Annotated in this window: 21 protein-coding genes; 9 read left to right on the forward strand and 12 right to left on the reverse strand. The window is 29.9% G+C overall.

All coding sequences use genetic code 11. The features are described from left to right. Window positions 1-124: 124 nt before the first annotated feature. The 9 genes from Q0958_RS13355 (at window position 125) to Q0958_RS13395 (ending at window position 10,480) form a co-directional block, all read left to right on the forward strand. Window positions 125-3,034 (forward strand): sensor histidine kinase, encoded by a 2,910-nt coding sequence (locus Q0958_RS13355; RefSeq protein ID WP_299123879.1) that lies wholly within the window; start codon window positions 125-127, stop codon window positions 3,032-3,034. 102 nt (window positions 3,035-3,136) lie between these two features. Further along, complete coding sequence (locus tag Q0958_RS13360; protein WP_299123880.1) at window positions 3,137-4,372, forward strand: histidine kinase; 1,236 nt, start codon at window positions 3,137-3,139, stop codon at window positions 4,370-4,372. Between the two features lies 1 nt (window position 4,373). After that, complete coding sequence (locus tag Q0958_RS13365; RefSeq protein WP_299123882.1) at window positions 4,374-5,108, forward strand: LytTR family DNA-binding domain-containing protein; 735 nt, start codon at window positions 4,374-4,376, stop codon at window positions 5,106-5,108. Window positions 5,109-5,280: 172 nt separating this feature from the next. Further along, window positions 5,281-5,502: a T9SS type A sorting domain-containing protein gene (locus tag Q0958_RS13370; RefSeq protein ID WP_299123884.1), complete on the forward strand. Its 222-nt coding sequence runs from the start codon at window positions 5,281-5,283 to the stop codon at window positions 5,500-5,502. Between the two features lie 226 nt (window positions 5,503-5,728). Further along, a complete protein-coding gene (locus tag Q0958_RS13375) occupies window positions 5,729-7,081 on the forward strand; it encodes a hypothetical protein (protein WP_299123886.1) in 1,353 nt (450 codons plus the stop codon). A 22-nt stretch (window positions 7,082-7,103) separates the two neighbouring features. Beyond that, window positions 7,104-8,321: a hypothetical protein gene (locus tag Q0958_RS13380; RefSeq protein ID WP_299123887.1), complete on the forward strand. Its 1,218-nt coding sequence runs from the start codon at window positions 7,104-7,106 to the stop codon at window positions 8,319-8,321. A gap of 71 nt (window positions 8,322-8,392) precedes the next feature. Further along, on the forward strand, window positions 8,393-8,932 hold the full coding sequence (locus Q0958_RS13385) for a hypothetical protein (RefSeq protein WP_299123889.1): 540 nt from the start codon (window positions 8,393-8,395) through the stop codon (window positions 8,930-8,932). A 74-nt stretch (window positions 8,933-9,006) separates the two neighbouring features. Continuing rightward, window positions 9,007-9,990 carry a hypothetical protein gene (locus tag Q0958_RS13390; RefSeq protein ID WP_299123891.1) on the forward strand — a complete coding sequence of 328 codons (984 nt, stop codon included), beginning with the start codon at window positions 9,007-9,009 and terminating at the stop codon, window positions 9,988-9,990. A 64-nt stretch (window positions 9,991-10,054) separates the two neighbouring features. After that, window positions 10,055-10,480, forward strand: a complete 426-nt coding sequence (locus tag Q0958_RS13395) for a secondary thiamine-phosphate synthase enzyme YjbQ (RefSeq protein ID WP_299123893.1) — start codon at window positions 10,055-10,057, stop codon at window positions 10,478-10,480. On the opposite strand, the gene Q0958_RS13400 is transcribed toward Q0958_RS13395, so the two are convergent. The 12 genes from Q0958_RS13400 to Q0958_RS13455 all read right to left on the reverse strand — a co-directional run bounded on the left by Q0958_RS13400 (window position 10,458) and on the right by Q0958_RS13455 (window position 25,713). Beyond that, a complete protein-coding gene (locus tag Q0958_RS13400) occupies window positions 10,458-11,417 on the reverse strand; it encodes a peptidase (RefSeq protein ID WP_299123895.1) in 960 nt (319 codons plus the stop codon). The two genes, Q0958_RS13395 and Q0958_RS13400, sit on opposite strands and share 23 nt — an antisense overlap. A 4-nt stretch (window positions 11,418-11,421) precedes the next feature. Beyond that, window positions 11,422-11,931 (reverse strand): endonuclease V, encoded by a 510-nt coding sequence (locus tag Q0958_RS13405; protein WP_299123897.1) that lies wholly within the window; start codon window positions 11,929-11,931, stop codon window positions 11,422-11,424. Window positions 11,932-11,946: 15 nt separating this feature from the next. Next, entirely contained in the window at window positions 11,947-13,026 is a 1,080-nt protein-coding gene (locus Q0958_RS13410) for a hypothetical protein (protein ID WP_299123899.1), read from the reverse strand. 10 nt (window positions 13,027-13,036) lie between these two features. Further along, window positions 13,037-13,438, reverse strand: a complete 402-nt coding sequence (locus Q0958_RS13415; RefSeq protein WP_299123901.1) for a hypothetical protein — start codon at window positions 13,436-13,438, stop codon at window positions 13,037-13,039. A 3-nt stretch (window positions 13,439-13,441) separates the two neighbouring features. Further along, the gene (locus Q0958_RS13420; protein ID WP_299123902.1) at window positions 13,442-14,449 is read right to left on the reverse strand and encodes a potassium channel protein; all 1,008 of its coding nucleotides are present in this window, start codon (window positions 14,447-14,449) and stop codon (window positions 13,442-13,444) included. After that, window positions 14,446-14,742, reverse strand: coding sequence for an S-adenosylmethionine decarboxylase (locus Q0958_RS13425; protein ID WP_299123904.1), 297 nt, complete (start codon window positions 14,740-14,742; stop codon window positions 14,446-14,448). The genes Q0958_RS13420 and Q0958_RS13425 overlap by 4 nt, the downstream gene beginning before the upstream one ends. A 6-nt stretch (window positions 14,743-14,748) precedes the next feature. Next, window positions 14,749-16,311 (reverse strand): polyamine aminopropyltransferase, encoded by a 1,563-nt coding sequence (locus Q0958_RS13430; protein WP_299123906.1) that lies wholly within the window; start codon window positions 16,309-16,311, stop codon window positions 14,749-14,751. After that, window positions 16,299-17,177, reverse strand: coding sequence for a DUF350 domain-containing protein (locus tag Q0958_RS13435; protein ID WP_299123908.1), 879 nt, complete (start codon window positions 17,175-17,177; stop codon window positions 16,299-16,301). Before Q0958_RS13435 ends, Q0958_RS13430 begins: the two co-directional genes overlap by 13 nt. A 28-nt stretch (window positions 17,178-17,205) precedes the next feature. After that, the gene (locus tag Q0958_RS13440; protein WP_299123910.1) at window positions 17,206-18,030 is read right to left on the reverse strand and encodes a hypothetical protein; all 825 of its coding nucleotides are present in this window, start codon (window positions 18,028-18,030) and stop codon (window positions 17,206-17,208) included. A gap of 3 nt (window positions 18,031-18,033) precedes the next feature. Then, complete coding sequence (locus tag Q0958_RS13445; protein WP_299123912.1) at window positions 18,034-18,588, reverse strand: DUF4178 domain-containing protein; 555 nt, start codon at window positions 18,586-18,588, stop codon at window positions 18,034-18,036. A gap of 15 nt (window positions 18,589-18,603) precedes the next feature. Further along, window positions 18,604-23,466 (reverse strand): DNA repair ATPase, encoded by a 4,863-nt coding sequence (locus tag Q0958_RS13450; protein WP_299123914.1) that lies wholly within the window; start codon window positions 23,464-23,466, stop codon window positions 18,604-18,606. A gap of 138 nt (window positions 23,467-23,604) precedes the next feature. Then, window positions 23,605-25,713, reverse strand: coding sequence for a flotillin family protein (locus Q0958_RS13455; RefSeq protein WP_299123916.1), 2,109 nt, complete (start codon window positions 25,711-25,713; stop codon window positions 23,605-23,607). Window positions 25,714-25,721: the final 8 nt, after the last annotated feature.

Raw genomic sequence — 25,721 nt, forward strand, 5'->3', positions numbered from 1 at the left:
AAAAATATTGATTAGCAGTTTGTTTAAATAAAATTGTAATCCCTTTAAAACAATAATGTTAATTAGAAATTAAAATATTTTATTTTTAAGTTTATACTATTACTTAAAAATGTAGCTTTGAATTATGATAAATAAAATTACGCTATTCCTCTACTTTATCTTGTTGTTTTCTAGTGCGATATCGTTCTCTCAGCACCCCGTTTTTGAACATTTAACAGAAAAAGACGGATTGCCTGATATTGAGTTTTATGATGTGTTAGAAGATGGAAAAGGTTATATCTGGTTGGCTGCTGATAAAGGACTTTTTAGGTATGATGGAAAGGAGTTTAAAAACTATTCGCATCCTAAAAAAAGGGCATTGTCTGTTTTTGGTTTAAGATTAGATAGTCAAGGAAGGGTTTGGTGTAACAATATTACTGGTCAATTTTTTTATGTAGAAAATGATGAGCTAAAGCTTTTTATTGATATAGAAGAGCAGGCTAATGGCCAATTAGCAGAGTTCCAATTTTTTAAAGAGTATTTAATTATCTCTAATTTTTGGTATATTTTAAATGTAAACTTAAAAACTAAAGAAACTGCATTAATAAATAATAACAATTCTATAGCCTCTGTTTTTAAGAAAAGAGATACTTTGTTTTACTTGAGTGAGACTAAAATGAACTACTCAACAGATGGAAAAACATTTAAAAGAATTCAAAGTTTAAAAAATACAGTTAAATATTCTGGTGTAAACTGGAGGAGCTTTAAATTTCAAAATAAACAGTTTCATTATAGCTATGATTTTAATGGTGATGTATTTAAAAACCATAAAGGAATGTTGGTTGTAGAGGAAAATAATGAATTGATTAAAGTAAAACTGCCAGAAGATTTAAAAAAACATTTTACAATTAGGATTTTTATTAGAAATGATGAGTTGTGGTTTTGTACGGAAATAGGAGTTTATGTGTGTAAATATGAAAATAAAGAGATAAAACATGTAAAAAGTTATTTTAAGGATAAACAAATAACTCAGGTTGTTAAAGATTCTAATAATAACTATTGGTGCTCTACTTTGAGAGATGGAATATATATAATACCTAATATTTATTTAAAAAAATATAAAAGTAAGGATGTTACTCAGAACATAAGCGCGATGAGTAAGATTGGGGAAAATAAAGTATTGTTTGGGTCAACTAATGGGTATCTAACGCTTTTAAATGTGGTAACTGGTGAGAAAAAAGATATTGATGTTGGGTCTAAAGAGAAAGTGTTTTCAATTATTGGATTAGATAAAGAACAGGCTTTAATAAGTTTTGCATCAAATTCAGTAATATTAAATGTGAATACATTAAAATATCGGAAGCTCAAATCATATGGGAACGCAAAAGATTTTTCATTGTATAAAGATGGGAAAATAATATTTGCCGCATTTGCATATGCTTCTATTAATCATGTAAAGGATAATGAAGAACGAGTTAGGATAGGAGGGAAAAGATCTTATTCGGCTCATTACAGTAAACTAAGCAAAAAAATATATGTAGGATATGTTAATGGTGTAAAGGTATATGATGAAGAATTAAATCCCACTCCAGTTTTATATAAAAATAAACCAATTTTTGCACTTGATATAGAAGAAACGGCCGATGGAACCATATGGATGTCTACTTTTAAAGATGGATTGATAGGAGTAAAAAATGGAAAAGCCTATGTAAATTATACAAAAGAAAACGGATTGATATCTAATTTGACAAGTGTAATTAAAGCAAGTGAAAATTCACTCTGGATTTCCACTAATAGAGGAATTCAGGTATTGGATGTGAAGAATGGAACGTTTAAAAATTTAACAAAGAGAGACGGAGTTAACTCTTATAATATATCAGATATAGTTGTGTTTGATAAATCTGTATTTTTTAGTTCAAATAAAGGGGTTTTTGAAGTAGATAAAGACAAGGTTTTTAAAGAGATGGATGTGCAAGATTTTTATTTTTCAGATGTTTTGGTAAATGATGAACACCTTGAAATAAAAGATATCTATAGTCTAAAGCATAATGAAAATAAAATACAGTTTAAATTTCATGCTAATGGTTTTTTGACAGAGGAAAGTTTACAGTATAAATATCGCTTAATAAAAGATAAGAAGAATGATAAATGGGATGTTTTGTATAAAGGTGTGGATCAGATTACGTTTAATGATTTGTCGGCAGGAAAATATAGGTTTGAATTAAAAACGGTTGATTTTAATGGTGATAAAGAAAGTAATATAAAAAAGATTGATATTGAGATTCAATTACCATTTTACAAAGAATGGTGGTTTATATTAAGTGGAATAACATCTTTGTTTTTAGTAGTCTGGTATAGATTTAATGCTCGATTAAAGATGTTAAAAAGAAAGCAAGAGGAGGTGCTTGAAAGGGAAAGAATGCAGAAACAATTAGTGTCGTCTAAATTAGAGAGTTTACAATCTCAAATGAATCCGCACTTTACATTTAATGCTTTAAATTCAATTCAAAACTTAGTTTTAAAGGGTGATAAATATAAAGCCTACGATTATTTAACGAAATTCTCTCTTTTAATTAGGGAAAACTTAAATATGAGCAAGAAAAGTTTTGTTCATTTTGATGAAGAATTACAATTATTAAAAAAATACTTAGAGTTAGAAAAATTACGTTTTAAAGAAGAGTTTTCTTATAAAATTATAGGGAATGAAAATGTAGGGGATATAAAAATACCAACTATGATTATTCAGCCTTATATAGAGAATGCATTAAAACATGGGCTTTTACATAAAGAGGGGAATGATAAAAAAATACTTATAGAATTTAAGCAAGAGGATGTTCTGATTTGTATAATAACAGATAATGGTATAGGAATAAAAGCAGCTAAAGAACTCAAAATTCAAAATAAAGTAACAAGAGAGTCTTTTTCAACAAAGGCCATAGATGACAAATTAACTTTTTTAAAAGAGTATTATAAAGTAGATATAGGAGTGTCTTTTGAGAATCTAGAACAGGGGACTAGAGTAGTGGTAAGACTTCCTTATACAATTGGATTATAAATTTATTAGGAAGTTAATTTTTGAGGTTAGGAAGAAGTTTTTATTAAAAACAAACTAAAAAAATAAATTTAACTCAGCCTTAAAAGGTGGGGGACAAATAAAATGAAATCTTTTATATATAAAATATTCGATATAGGTATATTACCATCTAATGACGCAAAAGAAAATAAAAAGATAAAGTTATTAAATATCTTTTGTTTTACATGGTCAATATTGATAGTGGTTATAACTATTTTCGATATTATTTTTGAAAGAGAATTGGAAGGGAGTTTGATAATGCATGGAATTTCTTATGTTCTCATATTTATTATTTTTCTTTTTCAGTATAAGCATTTTTATATACTGGCAAGAGTATTGTTTATATGTTCTATAATAGGAATCACTTTTGTTTTTGCAAATTATACCACGCCATTAAGTTTAATTGAAAACTTTTATTTTATATATCCATTAATTGGATTGATTTTGATTGAAAAAAAATGGATAAACATAAGTATTCTTGTGCTTTGTTTCATCTTATATTTTGTTCCAAATTTAATTTACAAGCATTATCCCGATAATACAATTTTACCAGTATTAGTATTTTCTGTATTTGTTGCAGCTTACGTGATTTTAAATTATTCAGATAATTTAAATAAAAAGCACGAAAAAGAATTATTGTTAAGTAAAGAGAAATTAGAGCAAGCTTATTTAGAGTTGGAAGAACGAAAGAGAAGTGAATTGGCAAGTCTTCAATTGAAAGCACTCAAGTCTCAAATGAATCCACATTTTTTATTCAATACTATCAATTCAATACAGAGCTTAATTTTAGCAGGAGATAAGGAGGAAGCATATAAGTATTTAACAAAATTCTCTTTGTTAATGAGAGAGAGTATAAAAACAAGTGAAAAGAGTTTTGTAGATTTTAGTGTCGAATTATCAATGCTAAAAAAGTATTTAGAGTTAGAGAAATTACGTTTTAAAAAAGATTTTGAATACGAAATAAGAGGAGAAAAAAATATAGAAGAAATAAAAATACCATCTGCAGTAATACAGCCATTTGTGGAAAATGCAATTCGTTATGGATTACTTCATAAGATTGAAGGAAAGAAGAAAATAGTAATAGAGTTTTATCAGGAAAATATATTTATATGTTCGGTAACTGATAATGGAATCGGAATAGAAGCTTCTAAGCAAATAAGTATATTAAATAGAAAATCAGAAACAGAAGATACTTCAATAAAAGCTATTGAAAACAGGTTAAAATTGCTCAAAGAGTTTTATAAAACAGATATAGGAGTTGTTTATGAAAAAGTAGAAAAAGGAACAAAAGTAGTTGTAAAAATACCTTATGTAAATTAAGATGACAAAGATACAAGCGGTAATAGTAGATGATGAATTAAATGCAAGAGAGAATTTAAAATATTTATTAAATGCTTTTTGCAAAGAGGTTGAAGTGGTTTCAGAAGCTTCTAATGTGGATGAGGCAGTTGAAGAAATAAAAACCAATAAACCACAACTGGTCTTTTTAGATATTGAAATGCCAAGAAAAAATGGATTTCAACTTTTAGAAGAGTTTGAAGAAATCAATTTTCAAATCGTTTTTATAACAGCTTATGATATGTATGCGATTAAAGCATTTGAAGTTGCAGCGATAGATTATTTGTTAAAGCCAATTGATATTGAAAGATTAAAAGAGGCTGTAAAAAAAGTAGTGAAAAATGTTGGGACCTCTAATGCTAATTTAGAAGTCTTAAAGAGCAATAAAAAAGAACTTCAAAGAATTGCGATTCCTTATAAAACAGATTACGCTATTGTAAGCTTAAGTGATATTTTATGTATAGAGGCAGATAGAATGTATTCTATAATTTATACTAATAATGATAAAAAGTATGTGGTGGCTAAAAAGCTAAGTTATTATCAAAAATTATTATGTACAGATAATGATTTTGCTCGAGTACATAGATCGTGGATTATTAATGTTAATCAAATAGAAATATACTCTAAAAAAGAGAAAGAAGTAAAATTGAAAACAGATTTTAAAATACCAATTAGTAAGAGTTATAAAGAGTATTTTGAAGAGCTTTTTTGTTCTTAGGAATTTAAATAAAAGTTAAATAAGAGAACCAACCATCTATAATTGTAATAGATGGTTTTTCTTTTTGGAAGTTAAAAGAAGTAATTAGGAAATGATACAATGGAAATAAGTTAAATATCACGTTAATTTATATGTGTATAAACCATGAATGTAAATAAATAAAATTGTTTTTATGTGGAGTAAAAAAGTTTTAAGAGTAACAGGAATTCCAAAAGGAGAAACCAAAGTGTTTGTTTTTGATTCTTTAGGAAAAGAGATTGTCAAAGCGAGAACTAAATTTAAAGGAAAAGGGTTTAATACGATTAAGTTACCAAATTTAGAAAGAGGAAAATATATAGTTCGATTGAAAACTGAGGAAGGAGCATTTATAAAGAGAAGTATAGTTTTAGAATAGAATAAAAAAAATAGAAAATTTAAGTTTGATAAAGCTTTTTGACTTAAGAGTGAAATAGTTTTTATGTTGTAAGGTCTTCACAATTAGTTATGTGGAGACCTTTTTTTGTTTGTAGATATTTCTTTTCGGAAAAGAAAATCACTCATTCGGAAGTAATTTATGACAAAATATTTAAAACTGAATTTTATTTGCCTCAAAATAATCTAAAGCAAAAACGGGGTTTAAAATGAGAAAAAGTATTTCAATAATATTCATGTTTTTGGCAGTCTTATGTCAGTCTCAAGAAAATCAAAATAAAATATTAGAAGCATTTCAATCGGGTAAGTATACTGTTTTTAAAGTTGAAAAAGTTTCGTATAAAAAATACAAAATGGTCAAAGTAAAAAAACAATGGCCAATAACGTTTACAAAAGATGGAAACAATGTTTCAAATGTTTTAGTAAAGAGGGCTGGAATTTTGGATGAGAATTTCAAACCAGATGTACCAGGGCACCCAGCGTATTTTAGTTTTTCTACCTACCGATTAACCTTTGTAAATGGAGTAGGGGTGTATTATAGTTGGAATGGGAAAGAAGAAGCAACTACAAAGTATGTGTTTACAAAAGGAGGTAGCCTTTCAAAAAAATATAATGAACTGAATAAACTAGTAGAAGAGTATTCGAAATCTGTATTTAAAAACCAAACTACAGCAAGAGCTGAAGTAAAAGAACAAAAAGCGGCATTAGTAGAAGTAGAAAGGAAGAAAAATTCTTTAGAAACTAAAGAAGTTAAGAGTATTGAAATTAAGTTGGTAAACACACCTAAAAAAGTAGCTCATTTTTCAGAAGCAATAAAGTATGGAGTAATTGCAACACTTAAAGATGGAAGTAAATTATCAACAAAAAATCTTGGAGGAAAAATTCCTTGGAGTGATTTCAAACTAAGCCATAAAGGGTGTAGTAACACTATAGATGAGGTAAGAGTAGATGAAGATGCAAAATCATTAACAAATGATAGAGTTACATTGGATATAACTTCTAAATATCATCCGCAGCTAAAAGCAAAAAAACATATAAATACAACTAACAATGTTTCTATTCAGGTTAATCAACAGGGATTTTGGGGGCACGAACGTCATAAATACGTAACTGTTTTTCAAGGTAAAGATGGACAGCATGCAGGAAGAGGTGATAATCTTACTATAAAAGTAAAAACAGTAAGTCACAAACAAACTGGGGTTAAACTGAATAAAATAGACATCTACAACACTACCAAAAATAAGCACGTAGCAAGATACAAGCTAACTACTGATACGAAGTTAATCATCAATAATCAAGGAGGAAGAGGAATGAATGGAGATGATGGTCGTAAAAGTTCACCAAACGGAGGAAATGGTGGTTATGGAGGAGCAGGAGGGAATATTTTACTAATAAAAGATCCATCTGTAACAAAGCTAAATATTGAGCTTAATAACAAAGGAGGAGATGGAGGAAATGGAGGAGCTCCTATGTATTCACATTCAAGTAGAGGGAGAAATGGTAAAAGAGGAGATAACGGAAGAGTAACAAAACAAGTAAAATCAATAAAACTAAATTTTTAACTAAACTAAAAATTAAATTAAAATGAGAAAACAAGTAATATTAACATGTGCATTGAGTGCAATGATGTTTCTAGGGGGTACAACAGAAACGAACGCACAATTTAAAAGTTTGATAAAAAAAGTAACTTCTAAAAAGAAATCAAAAAGAGGTTCAAAATCATCAGGGGCATCATCTGGAACATTTGGATATTTAAATAGTGTAAATGATGAACTTGGTATGAGTGGAGAGTACCATGGATTAAAAGATAAAAAAGCTTTCGGATTTAAATTTGTTAAAGAGGATGAAGGAAAGGTTGTAAATCAGTTACATTACTGGGAGAGAAAGCAAGAGAATCCACAATTAAAAATGAACTTTAAAGAAAGTTATTTTAGAAAAAAACAAGTGAAAATGTTTTTTGTATGGATGTCATCATCAGCAAAATCATATATAGAAGTTTTTGAAGTGGCTCCAGGGGTAATTGCACAAACTCAACAAACTGATAGAAGTATAAATAGTTACGATGAATCAGTACCATTAGATTCAAAAAGAACAGTAATTGAGGTAATGGCAAAGAATAAAGCCGATTTAGATACTTGGGATATTGAAACAGCGCAAGCAAAAGTGGATATGATTATAAGTGATTTAAATTCACTTAAAATGGCTAAGACGAAAAAGAAATTAATGCGTTTCGATTCGTATAAAAATTATCACGGGAAAGTTGCTTTTGCTAAAGGAACTAATTATTTAAGAAGTTCAAAATCAAATCAGCCAGTAGAAAAAGTAGCTAACTTTATTACTAAACAAGAGTTAGGTTCAACAGTAGCATTTAAACCTTATTTTGATCAGCCTTTATCGGTTTCTCATCCAGGTTCTTGGTTTAATATTACTTATGAAATGGCAGGGAAGAAAACAGGAAGAGAAGAATTAAGAAAAACTAGTACAAAGTTTGCTAAAAATATTCCGCAGTTAGATAAGTATAAAAACGACTTCTATTTCTTTTATCCAAAAGTAACAGTGAACCGTTCAAATAATATTGCTGATTATGCATTCTTAGAGTTGTTAAGACAAACTCAAGACGATTTAAAAGAAGGACAAACATATGATTTAAAAGTTACTGTTTGGGCATATAAAGATGGGCAAAATATAGATCCAGTAGCAACAGGAACTATTCAGTTAGAGTATACAGCAAATACAGAAAAACTATTATTGGATCCAGTTAAGGGGTGGATTACAGTTTTAGAGGATTATTTAGATGAATAAAATCCTATTTTTTGATTATTTTAAACCGAATTGTTTATTGCAATTCGGTTTTCTTAATTCTGAATTAACGAATGTATAAGAAAATAGTTGTAGCAGTATTCTTTTTAATGACTTTTAGTCTAACTGCGCAGAATAAAAAAACAGAACCAAATTATTCATTTATTAAGCTGGTAATTACAAATAGTTCCAATGAAGTATTGCTAGTGAAATGGAGGAATGATTGGGAGATACAAGGAAGAAAATTTGCTGGAGATTTTGCTATGAAAGAGTTTGTGAAAAGTATGGCAAAAAGTGTTGGGATAAAAGTGAAAGATATTAAATTAAGAGGTTTGTTTACTTTTCATTTTGAAGGATATCATAAACCAACATTGATGCACTATTACCAAGCAAGTTATGTTTCAGGAACCATAAAGCCTCCACCATCATGTAGTGATGTAGCTTGGGTGCCCATAGATCAATCTTTAGAAAAAATGGCCTATAAAGATATGAAGGCAATTATGAAAAGAATATTTAAAGATAAAAGTGTTTGGGGAGGAGCCCTAGTAATAAGGGAAAAAAGCAAGGATAATCCTAGAGATTTTAAATTAAGGACTAACTTTTATAAATTTTGATTAAGTTGTTTGTTTTAAAAGTCATTGATATTACATCAATGACTTTTTTTATTTTTGCAGAAAAAATAATTTATATGAAAAAAATAAGAGTTTTCTTACTAGCTCTTTTGTTAGTAAATTGTAGTGGTAATAATGAAGATTTGTCTCCATCAGGTATCGATAAATTATATGTTTTTCAAAAGAATACTGATGTAAAAACTCCTGAGAATTATACTAATTTGTATGAAGTTGATGTAAATACAGGAGAATTAGTTAGAAAGATTGGAGGTTATGAAAAACTACACGGGAGAATCTATTATGATTTATCGTATCTAAAAAATGAGCAAGAATTTTTAATCAGGCAAAGTGTATATCAAGGTACTAGAGGAGAAGAGTTGGTTAAAATGGGACAAAGCACTAAAAAAAGAACTACTATTAGTTTAAATAATAGTGTAGAGGATTTAACATCTTTAGATGATAGATTATTTGGGTTTATTTTAAACTCAGATTCTGCAGATTTAGTTGAAGTTGATATTAAAGGGAATGTGTTGTCTGTTATTAAACGTTTTAATGATTTGCCAAATGCTCCTAGTGGAAATAAGAAAGGGCTGGAAGGATTAACTTTTAGTCGAGATAAAAAACTTTTAATTGTGCATAAAAGAGAAACCTTTTATTTAGGAGATCCTAGTAAAATGTTTGTGTATAATATAGTAACAAAAGAGAAAAAAACGATTACGATAGGAGGTTATGATTCGGTCATATGTGGGAATAATGGAAGAATGTTTGGTTTAAAAACTATCTACGATACAATTAAAAAAATTTATTATAGTAAGCTAATAGAGTTTGACATTAATACAGGTAAGGAATTAAAAGATGTGTATACTTTTGATGTGAGTATAGGTAATTCTGATTCAAGAGAATTAATTTTTTTATTACAATCAAATCAAGTTGTTCTTAAGCGTTTTGGGTTAGGCTTCGGTATGATTAATGTTGATTCAGGAGAAATGAAATCGATGACAATTAACTATGATTATAGAGACATAACAGGTTTAAATGCTATGAGAATTATAAGTTTTTAAAACTATACTAAAAGTAATAATAAGGTCGTCTTAATTGTAAGACGGCTTTTTTTATTTTTACAAAATGAAGTTTTATCAAAAAGAAATCCAATTACAAGAATTTAGAAGAGGATATCATATTATTACTGATATTTTAGAAAGTGCTATTCCAGAAATACAAACTATTATGAAAGGGCAGTTTCAGGCTTTTATAAAGCATACTTCTGCTAGTTTGACAATTAACGAAAATGCAGATCCTACTGTTAGAGAAGATTTCGAGTCGCATATTAATACAATGATTCCGGAAAATATGCCTTATTATAAGCACGATTATGAGGGAGCTGATGATATGCCTGCGCATATTAAGAGTTCTATGTTAGGTTGTCAGGTACAAATACCAATAACCAACGGAAGGTTAAACTTAGGAACTTGGCAAGGAATCTATTTAGGAGAACATCGTAATTATGGAGGTAAGAGAAGAATTGTGATTACAGTTTTTGGGAATTCATAAATGACTCATAAAATTCTTGTTGTAATTCATTAATTTCTTCCGCACTGTATTTTCTCGAGAAATGAACAGGAATAGCTTCTTTTATTAAAGAAGTTCTCATGATTTGACCGGACATTTTAGCGTAGCTATGAAAATTTAGTTCTGCAAAATTCTGATCTTTATTTTTGTAATATGATTCTATAAAAACAGTATCACAATTAAGAAAATGAGTTGTGATTTTTTTATGGTTTATTTCCGAAGGAGCGTGATCCATTATAATTCCTAAGGTTTTACCTTTCTTTAATTCAAGAAGGTAAAAAAGATCTTTTGCTTCATATTGGATGTTTTCAATTTGAATAATTTGATTACTTAGGTTTTTATTAAAAGCTTCTTTTAATTCATTTACCCATTTTCCTCCTTTTAGATTGGATTTTGAAATGTTGAATTTTACGGTGTCATATTCTATAAATTTGTAAGCTAAAGAAGGAGTTTTGTGGTCGAGTAAAACTCCTTGAACTTCAAATTTTTTATCAGCAAAAAGAATGTTAGAATTTGTTTTAGAAACTTCTTTAATTTCCCAAAGGGGAGGAGATAATTCATAGGTTACAATTTTATTGTCACTAATCATTTCTTTTACTTCATATGAAAGTGCCTCTTTATCTATTAGATTCCAAGTATAAGCTTTTAATTTATGTTGAATTTGAGTAGCTATATATTGTGGGCCACAAATAGTAACTTTTCTCTCAATTCCTATTTGATGTCTTATAATGGTATCAAAATTGATAAAATGATCAATATGAGTATGACTTATAAAGATAGCATTACAATTTTGGATTTCTTTGATAGTTAATTTGCTAGCATCACCACATTCGCACAGGTAGTTCCAAGAATGATTTTCTGGTTTTACTAAAATAGAAATATCCTCGTCTAAAGTACTTTTTATTGTTGCTGTAAACATATAGTTAATTATTGTTTTCTCTTCCTATTGAATCAACTCTTTTTAATAGATATGGGATGCGATAATCACCATTCATTTGCATAATTTTTTGAGAGGCTTCATCTAAATTAATACCTTTAGCGGTAATGTAAAGAGGTTTTTTACTGTTTCCTCTATAAACAGCTCTCTTGTTAAGTGTAACCTGATTGAAGTTGTTTTTAGCTACTCCAATAATTGGAATACACTTATTTAATTCCTGGTAAAGGAAGCCTCCTAAACCATTTTTATCTTCATCGTTTAGTACTACAAAGCCATCAATAATAATGGCTTCGCAGTTTTCTAAGTTTATTTTTTTTAGAAGGCTAATGATACAGGGAAGTTCCCTTTTGTAGAATTCTCCTGAAACATATTCATTAATGTCTTCTAAAGTTTCTTCATATATGTTTGATTCTTTCTCGTCAGTCCATTGGTTAAATTCTAAACAAACAGTTTTTGCTTTATTTTCAAAGTAATATGTGTCAAATACTAAAATCATAATTTTGAGTTTTAATTAATCTCCTCCGCAAGAAGAGCAACTAGAGCAGCTTGAACATGAAGAACAACTAGAACATGAACTAGAATCAGTGTCAAACCAGCTAGAGTCGGAATCGCTTCCCCATGAGCTTGAATCAAACCAACTAGTAGATTCTGTAACCTCAGGTTCATTAATACTTAAAGGATCTTCATCAAAAGTGCTAGAGTTTACGATTTCGCTATTAGATTCGCTATCAAAAATATCATTTGAAGTTTCTACTTCTTTAGCGTATCCTAAATCTTCACCTTTGTCATTTTCATAATAAGAATTTTGGATAGTAATATTGTCATTATGATGCATAATGTCAGACCAAATTAAACTATAAAAAAGAAAGTCGTTAAATCCGTGATATCCGCCGTATATTCCTCCTCCTTGAGTATTAGGTTGAATATCTTTTTTATTATTTATTTTTTGTTTTGGTAAAATAAATTTGTTCTTAGTATAGGTCTGTATATCATCAGTTTCAATTTGTTTTTTTAAGGATAGTTTTATTTTGTTTAAAAAATAGTCAAACCATTTATTTTTATCGTTTTTAAACTTGTCAAAACTTTCTTGATTACTAACAGTTTTACTTATTTTATTATTGATGTCTCCTGAGCTAAATTCTTTAAATAATCCAGAAACTTTTATGACAATTGGATAAACACCTATTTTATGATCTCGGTTAATTTCGGTTTCTATTAAATATTTGAAATCATTGTCTTCGTGTTCTAAAACAAGTTTTAATTGTTTGAAATGAACAGACATGGCGTCGTTTACTTCAATTTCATATTTGTCTAGAGCATATTTTAAATCATTTTCTTTTCCGTCTTGATCATGATAAAAATTGATGTCATCATGAGCAATTTTAATGATATTAGTAATATTTAAACTTCTAAAAGTAGCGTTTAACTGCTGTAAAATAGCAACAGCTGTAAAAGTTTCGCGTTCTTCTTTGTCAGAAATAGCGCCTAGAGTTAGGTGGTGAAAAAACTTTTTAAAAGCTTTAGTTGGTTTTACTTTTTTAATCTCTGTAAGTTGAGATGGGTCAATGGTAATAATACCTTCTAAATACATAAGTTGGGTTTTAATTGTGGCAAGCTCCGCAATTGCTAGCTTCCCATTCTTTTATAGCGTATGAACCCCAAATGGATTCTGGTGGTTTGTTGTAGTGTTTTATATAAAGTTCTATTGTTTTTTGAAATGTTTTTGGTTCGCTATTTTCGCTAGGAGTGTGGTGTATAAACCTTGAATAGTGAGTTAAACAAAAGTCATTATAGTATCGGGTAAATAGAATAAATTCATGCCAAGCTAAATCAACTAATACTGATGGACTTAGTTTTTCATTAGTGATATGAATTAGGTTTAGAAATTTTACCATTTCTATTAATAATTCATCACTATCAACTTGGTTTTTGAAACTTATTTCAGCTATTTTTTTCTTTAATAGAGGAATATTTGATGAGATATCGTTTAATTGGAGCTCCATAAACTAGTTTAAATAGAGTTTGTTCTCTCCGTTAGCAATATAAACCAAAACATCATTTTCTTTAAGTATTAGGTTGTTTTCTGGATTTTTAATCAATTGTTCATCTCTACTTAGAGCAACTAAAGTAATTCCTGATTTTTCTTTTAAATCAATATAAGTGTCTAAAAAACGTGTGTTTGTGTAGTTGTGATTTGCTGTTAGTTTAGTTTCGCAAATATCTAAATTGCTCTTGTCGTTTGAGGTAGATATTAAATCTTCGGTAAGTAATGCAACATTGGGTTCGAAAATATAGCTTGCTATAAACTTAGAAACTATTTCTTTTTTAGGAATAATAAATTGTACTCCTAAATAGTTAAAAGACGATTTTAATTCTATATTTTCTATAGCAACAACACAATTTACTTTTTCAAATCGCTTTTTTAAGCTAATGGTATAAACTAACGAGTCAGTATCGTTTTCAAAACTAATGTAAACTCTTCTTGAATTTGTAATGTTTATTTTTTCTAAGGCCTTGTAATCATTTAAGTCAGCTAATAAAACAAAACAGTTTTTATCTGAGTAAATTTGTTTAATTGTTTTTAGATCTGATTCTTGATTAACAACTATGGCTAAATCTTCTCCAGCATTTATTATTTGTTCGGCAACTTGTTTTGAAAAAGTATTCCAGCCAATAATTATACAGTGGTTGTTCATATCTGTTCCAAAGTATCCCATTTCTCTTTTTTTTAAGTATTCTGATATTTTTAAGCTTAATTCTGTAACGATGTACCCTAACATACCAAGGCTTCCTAGTACGAATAGTATTCCAATTAACCTTCCCCAAAAAGTAATAGGGTAGAAGTCACCATAACCAACAGTTGTTAAGGTAACTAAAGAATACCAATAAGCATCGGCAAGATTATGAATGTTAGTGTTTTCGAAGTTTGATTCAAAATAATACAAACCATATACTAGTAGATTGTATATGGCTGCAATTATAACGAAGAGTATTAGTTTTTGTTTGGTACTCATGCGTTCATTAAAACTTTAAAAGTGTTTAGTTTTTCCTGATTACAACTACTTAGCTCAATGTAAGTTTTTTTGCTTTCAGGAAACGTATGAATCGCTAAATGACTTTCTCCAAGTAACCAAAAACAAGTATAGCCTTGTTGTTCAAAATAATGTTCGTTAAAAGCTAAAATGGTGAACTTACTTTGTTGTAGCAATTTTTCAAATTTGGTTTTTAAAACCTCAGGATTGGTTTCTATAATCCATTCCTGAAGATTGTATATTTCGGCTTGTATATGTTTGTAGCTAGTGTTCATTTTTTATTAGTATAAATCCCAATTTCCTTTTAAATAATATTGATACAATACCGGATTTTGAATCTTATTCACTTCAATTTTTTTAGCATCGATATTAAAGAAATCTTTTTTTCCAAAAGAAGTTAATAATAACATTGCTTCGTTGTTAATCCATTTAGTAGTAATAGAATCAAACTGTAAGCTTTGTAATTGTTTTTTAAATGTTTCTTTTGAAATGTTCTTGTTTTTAGTTCCTATAATCCAACCCCATTCTCCCATAGATATTATTTGATTGTGCATTGGAATTGTTGTGAATCCTGCCGATTGCATTGTTAAATCTATACACTGAAATGCTTTGGTGGCAAAATATGGGCTTCCAGATTGTGTTATAAGTAATCCGTTAGGTCTTAGCTTACGTCTGCATAAAGTATAAAATTCATGAGAATATAATCTACCTAATTCAACACTTCTTGGGTCTGGTAAATCAATAATAATAACATCGTAAAAAGATTTTGTGTCTTGTTCTAGGTGAACATAGGCGTCTTTATTGTAGATAGTTAGTTTTTCACTATTCATTGATCCCTCGTTGATATCTATAAGAATTGGGTTGTTTTTACCTAAATCAGTCATGTTGGGATCTAAATCTACCATGTCAATTTTATCAACAGAAGGGTACTTTAAAAGTTCTCTTACTGCGCAACCATCTCCACCTCCAAGAATTAATATTTTTTGTGGATTTGGATGTGCTTGCATAATAGGATGTACCAAAGGTTCATGGTACATTTCTTCATCAATAGAGCAGAACTGTAAGTTTCCATTTAGATATAACCAATGTTCGTCCTTCCATTCGGTTAAAACAATTTTTTGGTATTTACTTTGATTTGCATAAACAACTTTATCCTTGTATTTCTTTTGCTCTCCCCAAGTAATAATGTCGTTTGTAAAACTCATTCCGGCAATAAGAATTGTCAAAACAATACCAATGCTTCCTAGCATAGGTTTGAATTGCTTTTTTACCATTTTTCCCTTAAAGCGATAGAAAACAATACAGGCAACAAAAAAGTTGATGAATCCTAGGATAAATGGGGTGTAAGTAAGTCCTAAAATAGGTAAGCCTATAAAAGCAAAAAATACACCGCCAAGTAAACTTCCGTAATAATCTTTTTCAAGAATTGATGAGATGTTGGTTTTTAAATCTTCGTACTCTTTGTTTATTCTTACTACCAAAGGAATTTCTAGACCAATGAGTAGCCCTACAAGCATACTTAAAAGATAAATAACTAAATCGTAATAAGATGAGACTGCAGCTAATGTGTATACTAATACTGAAGAGAAAGCTACGATTAAAGATAATGCTAGCTCTAGGAGTAAAAAGTTTCTAACTAGGTTTTTGGTAAAATACTGGCTAAGTCTACTACCTAGCCCCATGCAAAATAGCATTAATGAAACAATCATAGTCCATTGAAAAACAGAGTTTCCAATGAAATAGGTGGCAAGTGTAGATAAAACATACTCTGCAACAATTCCAGCAAAACCAGTAGCAAAAATTGCCGATTTAAGTACGAATGAATTACTTTTTAAATACTCCATGTAATTAATATTGCTGAGCTAACATAAGCAAATGCTTCTAGTAAACCAGCTCCAATATTTGGTTTTTCTTGGTTAATTATTTCGTCTGTTAGTGTTCTTCCTGGAAGTAAAATTTTGTCAGTTAAGAAACGCATTATAGGTAATAAGATAATTCCTAAAACGGTTTGTAAACTAACATCGATTAAAGTAGTGGTCCAATCAATAAAAGGGTCTAATAAGGCGTTCATAATTACAATTCCTATCGCTAAGATTGCACCTCCAAAGCTTATTCCAACAGCAACATTATCTTTTTCAATATGATCATGTACATCAAAACGAATCCATAAAGTGAAGATTTTTGAAGCAATAATTAGCATAATATTTCCAATAACCCAGTAACTAATAAAGGTGAGTATTCCTTCTTGAAAACTTTCAGATTCTCCAATAAGAGCTCCATGTAATATTAAAGCGTTTGCAGTGTAGATACAAGCTTCTATAACTCCTGTACCTTCGTTTTTATCTTCAACAATTTCCTTTTTAATATCAAATTTTGGTAAAATTAGCTTGTTGCTAATTAGAATTGAAATATGAAGTAAAACAATACCAATAAGGCTATAGGTACCAATGTGAAATAAATCTGTATAAAAATCAACGCTTTCTCCAATAATTGCACCTCCTAGAATTATAACTAATCCTACAAAATAACCTGTATAGGATAGAATAAAAGCAAAATTGTCTTTTTCAACAAGTTCATGTGCAATATTGATTTTCTTATTTATTAAGCTATAAATTAACTTTCCTAAATAAAAGATAATAAAAGCAGAAAGTACATAGCCTAAAGAGTGTCCTAGGCTAATGATGTCTATATATTCGGTTAGGTTTTCCATTTGTGTTTTAATCTTTTTAAGTTAGTTGTTATTTACCAAAGCCTCCGCTTCTTGAACGAGAAGATGATCTGCTATATCTAGAACTGCTTCTGCTTCTTTTGCTATAACTTTTACTAGAAGTATAGCCTCTTGATCGCATATTAGAAGCACTTCTGCTAACTTTTGAATTTACCTTGCTTTTAAACGTTTGTGGCTTTTTTGCCCAAGAAGTATTTTTATTTCCTGTAGAATTTGTTCCGTATTTGCTAGAACCTCCATAATATGATTTTTTATTACGATAGTTTCTGTTGTAATCATTCCAGTCTCTTCTAGGGTAGCCATATCCATAACCGTATCTTGGTCCGAAGAATAAATCAGAAAATAATCGATAACGTCCATAAAAAGCCCAAAAAGAACTTCCGTCGCTATGGGTTCTCCATTCTCCGTATTTAGGATTTCCTACATAATTGTTTACTCCAGCTGGAGCAGAGTTTTTATCTAATTTTCCATTTTTCTTACTTAGAATAGTCATCCCTAAATCATTTTGATGCTCTTCAAAAGTTATAGGAGAAACTTCCTTCCAATCTGTGTCAATAATTTTAATATCGGTAGGTTCAGCTAAACTATCTTTTAACTGTTCAATAGATAGGTTTGGTTGTTTTTCTTCAATTAAAATTCGATACTTATGAAAATATTTATCGGTATCTTCTTTGTAGTCCATATCGGCTAAAATGACACTGTAATCATTTTTGTCAATGTATTTAGTGATGATATTATCGATAGGAGATTTTACAAATTTTGGTTTTCTTTCAGTACCACAAGAACTTATTAAAAAACTAATGGTTAATAGAAATAAATAGTTGATAAGTCGCATAGTTTATTCGTTGTATGATGGTAAAATATTACTAATTTCAAATGGTTTAAGTATTTTTCCAATACTTACTTCAAAGTCATTTTCGTCCCATTGTTCAATGGTTAAACATTTTTCTTCGTCTTCATCTAAGTAGTAAAAAGAAATAAGTTCTTCCCAGTTTTCGTTTTCTACATTTCTATAGTATCCTGGAGACTCTTCGTCCAAGTAATAAGTAATATTTTGATGTGTAATTTTTTTTGGAGGTTTTCCATTAGTGTCAATATAGTCGGTAACAGTTTCTCCTAGTTTTCTGTATTTTAATTCTTCTGAAAGAGAAATGATAAGGTCATCATCTTCTTCTATATGAAGAAATCGTTTCTTTCCTTTAGATTCAATTACAAATTCTCTTGAGAAATGATTGTTTCCCCAATCATATTCAGACATTTTGGTAACTGTCCAAGTTTCTAAATCGTAATCTAATAGATAACCGTTTTCTAAATCGGTTACTTTGATGTTAATTGGGTCGTAATGTTTTTCTTCTTCTTTTTTATTGCTTTTGAATAAATCAAAAAATCCCATAGTAGTAGGTTGTAGTTAGTTTTTATTTTCTAATCCTTTCTGTAAAACAGATTTTATTCCTTCCAAATTTTCTGTAAATGCCATCATTTGACTTAGAATTTGTGTCATTTCATTTTTGTTTCCTAAACCATTTAGTTTGTTGTTTTTAAGGAAAATCTTCTTAATATCGTCCCAACGTTCTTGTTCTTCTTTAGATTGAGAGCTAATCAATTCTTTATATTTTAAGAGATTGGCTTCAGCTGCTGAGGTTAGGGTTTGTGATTCACTTTCGTAATGAGATAATAACAAACGTCCTAATTCATCTTGATTCATGATAGGAACAATTTTAGCAACTAATTTGTTCATGTCACGATACGAACCTTGTAGTTTGAATGAAGGCTCAGTTCTATAACTGTCTTCCATTGCTGCTGATTGAATATAGGTTTGATTCACTTTTAAAATAGTATCTCTGATTGTAATCACTTTTTCAAGAACTGCAATGTAATCTTGCACTTCTTGTTTGGTGTGATTTCCTTTTAAGTTAATCTCCTGTGTATTATTTTCCACTTTGTCAATTAGCGTGTAAACATCATCAAAATACTTACTACTTAGTTGGTGTAAAACAGGGTTAGAGGTTAAAGAATTTTCTATTAAACTTAATTTAAATAAATGTGCTGTATCACCTATAATATCTCCTAAATTGTATATATCTGCTCTGTTAGCAAGCATGTCTGGTATTTGGAATCTGTCACCGCTTTCGGTATAAGGGTTTCCTGCCATAATAACACAAAACTTTTTCCCTCTTAAATCGTAGGTTTTAGATTTTCCATTGTAAATACCTTCTATTTTTCTTGTTCCGTCGGAAAGAGAAATAAACTTTTGTAAAAACTCTGGATTACAGTGTTGGATGTCATCTAGATATAACATTACATTGTCTCCCATTTCAAAAGCTAAGTTTAATTTTTTTAACTCTTCTCTTGATGCTGAGTTGTTAGCAGACATTGGGTCTACAGAAGTCACTTCATGACCAATTGCAGGACCATTAATTTTCATAAATACCAATCCTAATCGGTTTGATATGTATTCCATTAAGGTAGTTTTACCATACCCAGGAGGAGAAATTAATAATAGCATACCCATTCTATCGGTACGTTTATTGTCTCCAACTGTTCCTAATTGTTTAGCAAGGTTGTCACCAATTAGAGGGAAGTAAACTTGGTCTATCAGTTTATTTCTTACAAAAGAAGAAAGTACTCTTGGTTTGAATTCTTCTAATTTTAATTCTTCTTTTAATTCTTCTGTAACTTGATGTTTTGCTTCTCTATATTTTATAAAGTTAGGTACTTCATTTTGATTAAATTGTGTAAGCTCTTCAATGAAGTTATGATAGTCAAACTCAATAGTATTTTCGTTAATTGTTGAATGGTTACCTTTTAATCCTTCTAATACTTGTTTTGGATGAACATTAATAGGGTTTAAAGCTGATAGATTTTCAAATAGTAATAATACTACGACTTCATTTATATAATTAATTTCAGTAGGAGCCTTTTCTATAATGAAGGAACTTACCCATTGTTTCGCTAATTGAATTTTATCGGTGTACTCTTCGAGCTTTTCTGTACTTGCTTTAAATTTATGAAGAGCATTTTGCCTATCTAAAGTTTTAATAAATGTCTCTTTTAAAACTAGTGCTTCCGGACTTGTGTGAAAAGTATTGTTGCTCTTTAATTCATTGAATAAGTACCTAGCAATAACTTTAGATTGGTCATTTGAAAAAAGCTGTGTTTTTTCTGAAAAACTATTTAAATAATCAGTTAAGTCATCAATAATGAAGTCATAAGCAGTGCTATTTGGAAACACAGCTAAAACTTCACCAGAAGCCTTAATTGAAGTATTGTAGTTTGTTTTTTGTTCTTCGGTTAATGAGTTCCAGAAATATTGAGCAAAGGCTCTTACGTCTGGAGTAAAAGTTAGTAATCCAAGTTCGTGATGTTTATGTACTAATGTGTGTAATATTTTTGCAGCATCAACATCATGAACACCTTTTATATAGCCTTCAGCATAAGAATTGCTACTTTCTTTTCTGATTAAATTTAGTAGCTCTTCTTCGGTAAGGTTGATTAATTCTTCTTCTTTAAATTTATTGAATAATTTAAAAGCTAGGAATGAAGATCTATAAACAGTGTTGTTTTCTGAAACTAATTCTTGGTCCCAATATTTTTTTGAATTAAGTAAGATTTCATTTGAAACTTTTTCGTAAAAATCGGTTCCAGTTAAGTGGTAGTATAACTCTTCGTTTTTGTAAACAATAGTAAGGTCGAGTAATTGTTTGTTTACCCCAAATTTGTGCTTTCCTAATTTGATTACATTTTCACCGTCTTCGTAAAGTTCTTGCTTGTCTTTTAGTTTTCTAAGTGCATCTTCTTTTGCAACTTTTAATTGCGTTTCTATAGCTTCTGCTTTACCGATATCGTCTAATTCTTTTAGTTGACTAATAATGTCTCTAACTTTATTAATCATTAAGTCAGCAGCAAAATACCCGTTGATGTCTTCAGTTGAATTGAAAGTAAGTGCTTTTTTGCTTACACCTTTTAAAATTCTTTCTGAAGCTGTTTGTAGCGCTACAGTTTTTTTGTTTCTTTTTTCAATTAAGCTGTTCTTTCTGTTATCGAAAGCGGCATGAACTTCTTCTCTTTTTTCAATAATCAAAGTAATAAACTCTTCAAAATCGGCAAATTTTCCTTCTAGCTCTTCAAGTTGAATAGCTGTTTTGGTTAAGAATTCATCACATTTTTCAGGTGTATTAGCAATGTCTATGTAATTGATGATACTTTGGTCAATTAGCTTTAACTGTGCATTAAAATCGGCCTTAGCTTCTTTGCTTCCTAAGCTTTTGATGCTATTCTTAATTCCAGATTTTAACTGGTTTAATGTCGCAAAAATCAATGAGATGTTATCAATAATCTTAGTAGATTGTGAAGTGTCTTCGATTTCTAAATTTGAAACAATATCAATTAGCATCTCTAAATCGGAAGTAATCTGATTAACTTCTTTCTCTAGAGCTTTGGCGTCTATTACCTTTTTAATATTTGGTAAAGCTTCTTCTTTTTCTGAAACTCTCTTATGGTAAGGTTCTAATGCTTTATCGTTTAAAAGAAACTGAACACAACGTTTAGAAATAAGGTTGTTTTGTTCGGCAACTTGCTCTTCTAATTCTTTTAAGAGATTTGCATTTATATATCGAATATCATGTAAGCTAATTACTTCTCCTCGTAAGGTTCGTAATTGATTCAACAGAACAACAAAGTCGTCAATAGATTTAAAAGAAGTACTTTTTATTTTGCTGAATAACTCATCAGATTTCTGATTAATGTTTTTAGTTTCCTTTTCAGCTTGTTTTTTTAGTTGAACTACCTTCTCAAACTCTTCAATAGCAGCATTTGCAGCTTCATTTATTTGAGCAATAGGAATGTTTAACTGTGAAGTTTCTTTTTCAGGTAACCAGTAATAAGTGTCGTTTATATCTTTTGATATTTTGGCAATATCGTTGTATAAGCCTGTATAATTATCTTCTTTATTTAATAGGTTGATTAATTCGTGACACTCTGCCATGGCGCGAACAATATCTTTATTACCTATTTTGTATAATAATGTATTTTCATGTTGTGAAGGCATAAAATCTCCTTTCAAATACGGAGTTTGCCAAATTTGAACTACATGATGTTTTGTTTGTTCATTTTCTGTTTTAAAATAACAAAGTTCTCCATTTTGTAATACAGTAAAACCATTACAAATTATTGGGGTTTTAACTTCTTGTTCTATGATGTTGTACGACATTAAAATGTATAAACCACGGATGGTTGCATAAAATACATATAAGAAGTCTTCTCCATTAGGAGATACTATTTTTTCTTGGAATTTTACTTCCTTAGCATCGTTTTCAAAAAGTTTATATTCTCCAGTTTGTAGGTAATATCCGTTGGGAAATATAATACCATGGTCATCTGGTAACTGAACAGCAGTGTCTTTAATGCTGTCTATTTTTTGAACTTCCTGAAGTTTGTGGTTGTAAACAAAATAACGAGATGGTTCTTGAAATGGTTTCACTTCTAGGGTAATTAGATTTCCTAAATTACCATATCTGAATTGACCATCGTCTAATGTTTGATCTATATGTTCAACAGGTTCAGAAAGAATTCCTCTTCCTTCATCTGTGTTGTCTTCAATTTTAATAGTTAAATCTCCTCCAATAGTTTCTACAAAAATCTTATCTAAAATAGATACATGAGAGTAGGTTCCATAGCGGTGCATATCACGAGTTACTTCCTGCCATTTAAACTCGTGTTGTGTAGGGAATTTATATTCGTGTTCACTTCTATTATCAATATATTGAAGACTATTTTCGTTGATAAGCCATTTAAAAGCTTTAATATCGTTTTTGTTTTCGCTTAACTGAAAAACCATGTATAGGTAATTTCCAATTACAGCAAATTTTGAGAAAATAGTATTTCTATAATATTTATAAAGATTGGTAAAGTCATCAATAAAAATAGAATCGTTTAATAAATCTAAAGATTGAATGTGAAAACGTTGGTCTTTAAATTCATAAATACTAAACACATCCGATAGTTTGATGTCTGTTCTTAATCCGAAGTGAACATTGTACCCGAAAATAGAGATGTTGCCTAAAGAAACGATATCTCTGGCAATACAATTGTTTTCGGTGTTAATTCTATCATTAGCAATTAATTTGGTTTCTATAGCTCCAAAAACATGTTTTCTATCCTCATTTAGGGTATGTAATCTTTCTTGTAGGTCTTGCTTTTGTTTTTGCAATCTACTTTGAATGATTTCATAGGTGCCGCCATCTAATTGCTGTGCATTGTTTTGGTTTTCCATGTACTTTTAAAAGTGTGGTTTTAAATAAATAGAAACAATAAAATATTAGGTGTATGTATGACACCATAATTTTCTTGTTATAAAATAACTAAGAAAACAAAGAGTTTATCGATGTGATAAACTCTTTGTAAAAGTTGTTTATGATAACTTTTGGTTAGATAAACCTAATCCTTTTGCTAAATTGAATAGGTTACTAAAAAGGTTTTCATCATCTGAACTAGTTGCTTTTCCTTTTAAGTCCATTAAAAGGTTGGCCACTGTTAAGTTTTTAATGTCTTCAGAAGAAATTCCGTATTTGGTAGCAAAGTCTTTTACTTTGTCTAATAGGTTACCTTTTACATCATCACTTCCTAAAATAGCATCTTTTACATCTTGAATGTTGTCACTGTGTTGTACTAGTCTATCAAACCCTTTAGCCTTGGTAATTTGCCCAATGATTTGATCGAAGAACATAGTTTCACCACCAACAATATCAATATTAGCAGCTTTCAATGCGTCACCAATAACTTGTGCTTGTGCATCTGCAATATCTTTCTGAACATTAATGTGAGCTAAATCTACTTTTAATTCTTTTTCTAAGCGTAGCTTGAATTCTTCGTGTTCTTTACCAACACCGTCAAGTTTCTTCATTGCTTCCGCTTTTTCTTCAATTCCAGCTGCTTCAGCTAAAGCAATCTCTTTGTCACCAGTAGCTTGTGCTAACGCTTTTTCTTTGATAACTTCCGCTTCTGCAATTCCTTCTTCTTTAAGGGCTTCTGCTTTTGCTAAAGTTCCAGCTGCTTCAGCTTTTGCTTTTTTCTCAATGATTGTAGCTTCTACTAATCCTTGACGTTCGTTAGCATCTGCTTTAGCATGCATTACTTGTGCTTCAGACATACCAATAGTAGCTTCTTCTTTAGCTTTAGCTTCAGCTAATGTTTTTCTAGCTTCAGCTTCTTTTTCACTTGCTTCTTTTTGAGCTTGTGCATGGATGTTAATTTCTTCTGCTTTTTGCTTAGCAGCTTCTTTTTCTGCTTCTGCTAGCTTAATTCGCTTAATTAATTGCTCTTGAGCGGACTTCTCAGCTAAAGTAATAGCAACTTGCTTTTCACGATCGGCACCTTTAAAAGCTTCGATGTCTTTCATGTTTTCTTGCTCTTCAACAACACCTTTCTCTAGCATTACTCTGTCGCGAATTACATCTTGAATGTTCTTCTTCTCAACTTCTACAACTTTCTCTTTTTCAATTTGAGCAAGTGTAACAATACGCTCACGTTCTGTAGCTTCTAAAGCTCTGTCTTTTTCTACTCTTTCTGTTTCAACAGCTTCAGTACGTATTTTGTTTTTCTCTGCAACAATGATTTGACGTTGCATGTTTTCTTCTGCAACCTGTACCTTTTCTTCAGTAGCAATTCTAGCAGTTTCAGATTTTAAACGTTCTTCTTCAGCTACTTTTAAAGTCTCTGCTTCTTCACGAGCTTTTATGTTAGCAATTTCTCTTTTTTGTTGCTCTTCTTTTTCTGCTAATTGTTTATCTAGCTCTAAGATAGCTTCTCTAGCTTCTACATCTTGTTTACGGATAACTTTTTCTTCATCACGCTTAATTAAGTTAGATTTTACATTTTGTGCAGCTGTTAATTCAGTAATTTTCTTGATACCTTCAGAATCTAAAATATTATCAGCTTTTAAATATTGAACATCAGTTTGTTCTAAATAATCAATAGCACAATCATCTAAAACATATCCATTTAAATCTTTTCTAATAAGCTCCATGATTTCGTCTCTAAACTCCATACGAGCCTCGTATAAATCCACAAAATCGAATTTTTTACCTACAGTTTTTAAAGCTTCGGAAAATTTTGCTCCAAAAAGTTCTTCTAAAGTAGAGATGTTAGAAGCTCTTTCACAACCAATGGTTTGCGCTACTTCTATAATGTCGTCTTTAGATTTATTAACTCGTAAAAAGAAAGCGACTTTAATATCTGCACGCATATTGTCTTTACAAATAAGACCATCATCGCCTAAACGTTCAATTTCGATTTTTTTAACCGAAATATCCATAACTTCTACTTTGTGTAGAACTGGAATCACATACATTCCTTTATCAAATGCTACTGCAGTACCTCCAAAACCAGTTTTAACTAAGGCTTCTCCCTGAGGGATTTTTTTATAGAACATTGCTATAACTGCAATGAAGACTATAAATAAAAATAAAAGACCTACAACAGCTATAATGGCAATTTGTGCTCCATTACTTAATGTATCCATAAAATTTA

The sequence above is a fragment of the uncultured Tenacibaculum sp. genome (genome assembly GCF_947499065.1).
GTDB lineage: Bacteria > Bacteroidota > Bacteroidia > Flavobacteriales > Flavobacteriaceae > Polaribacter.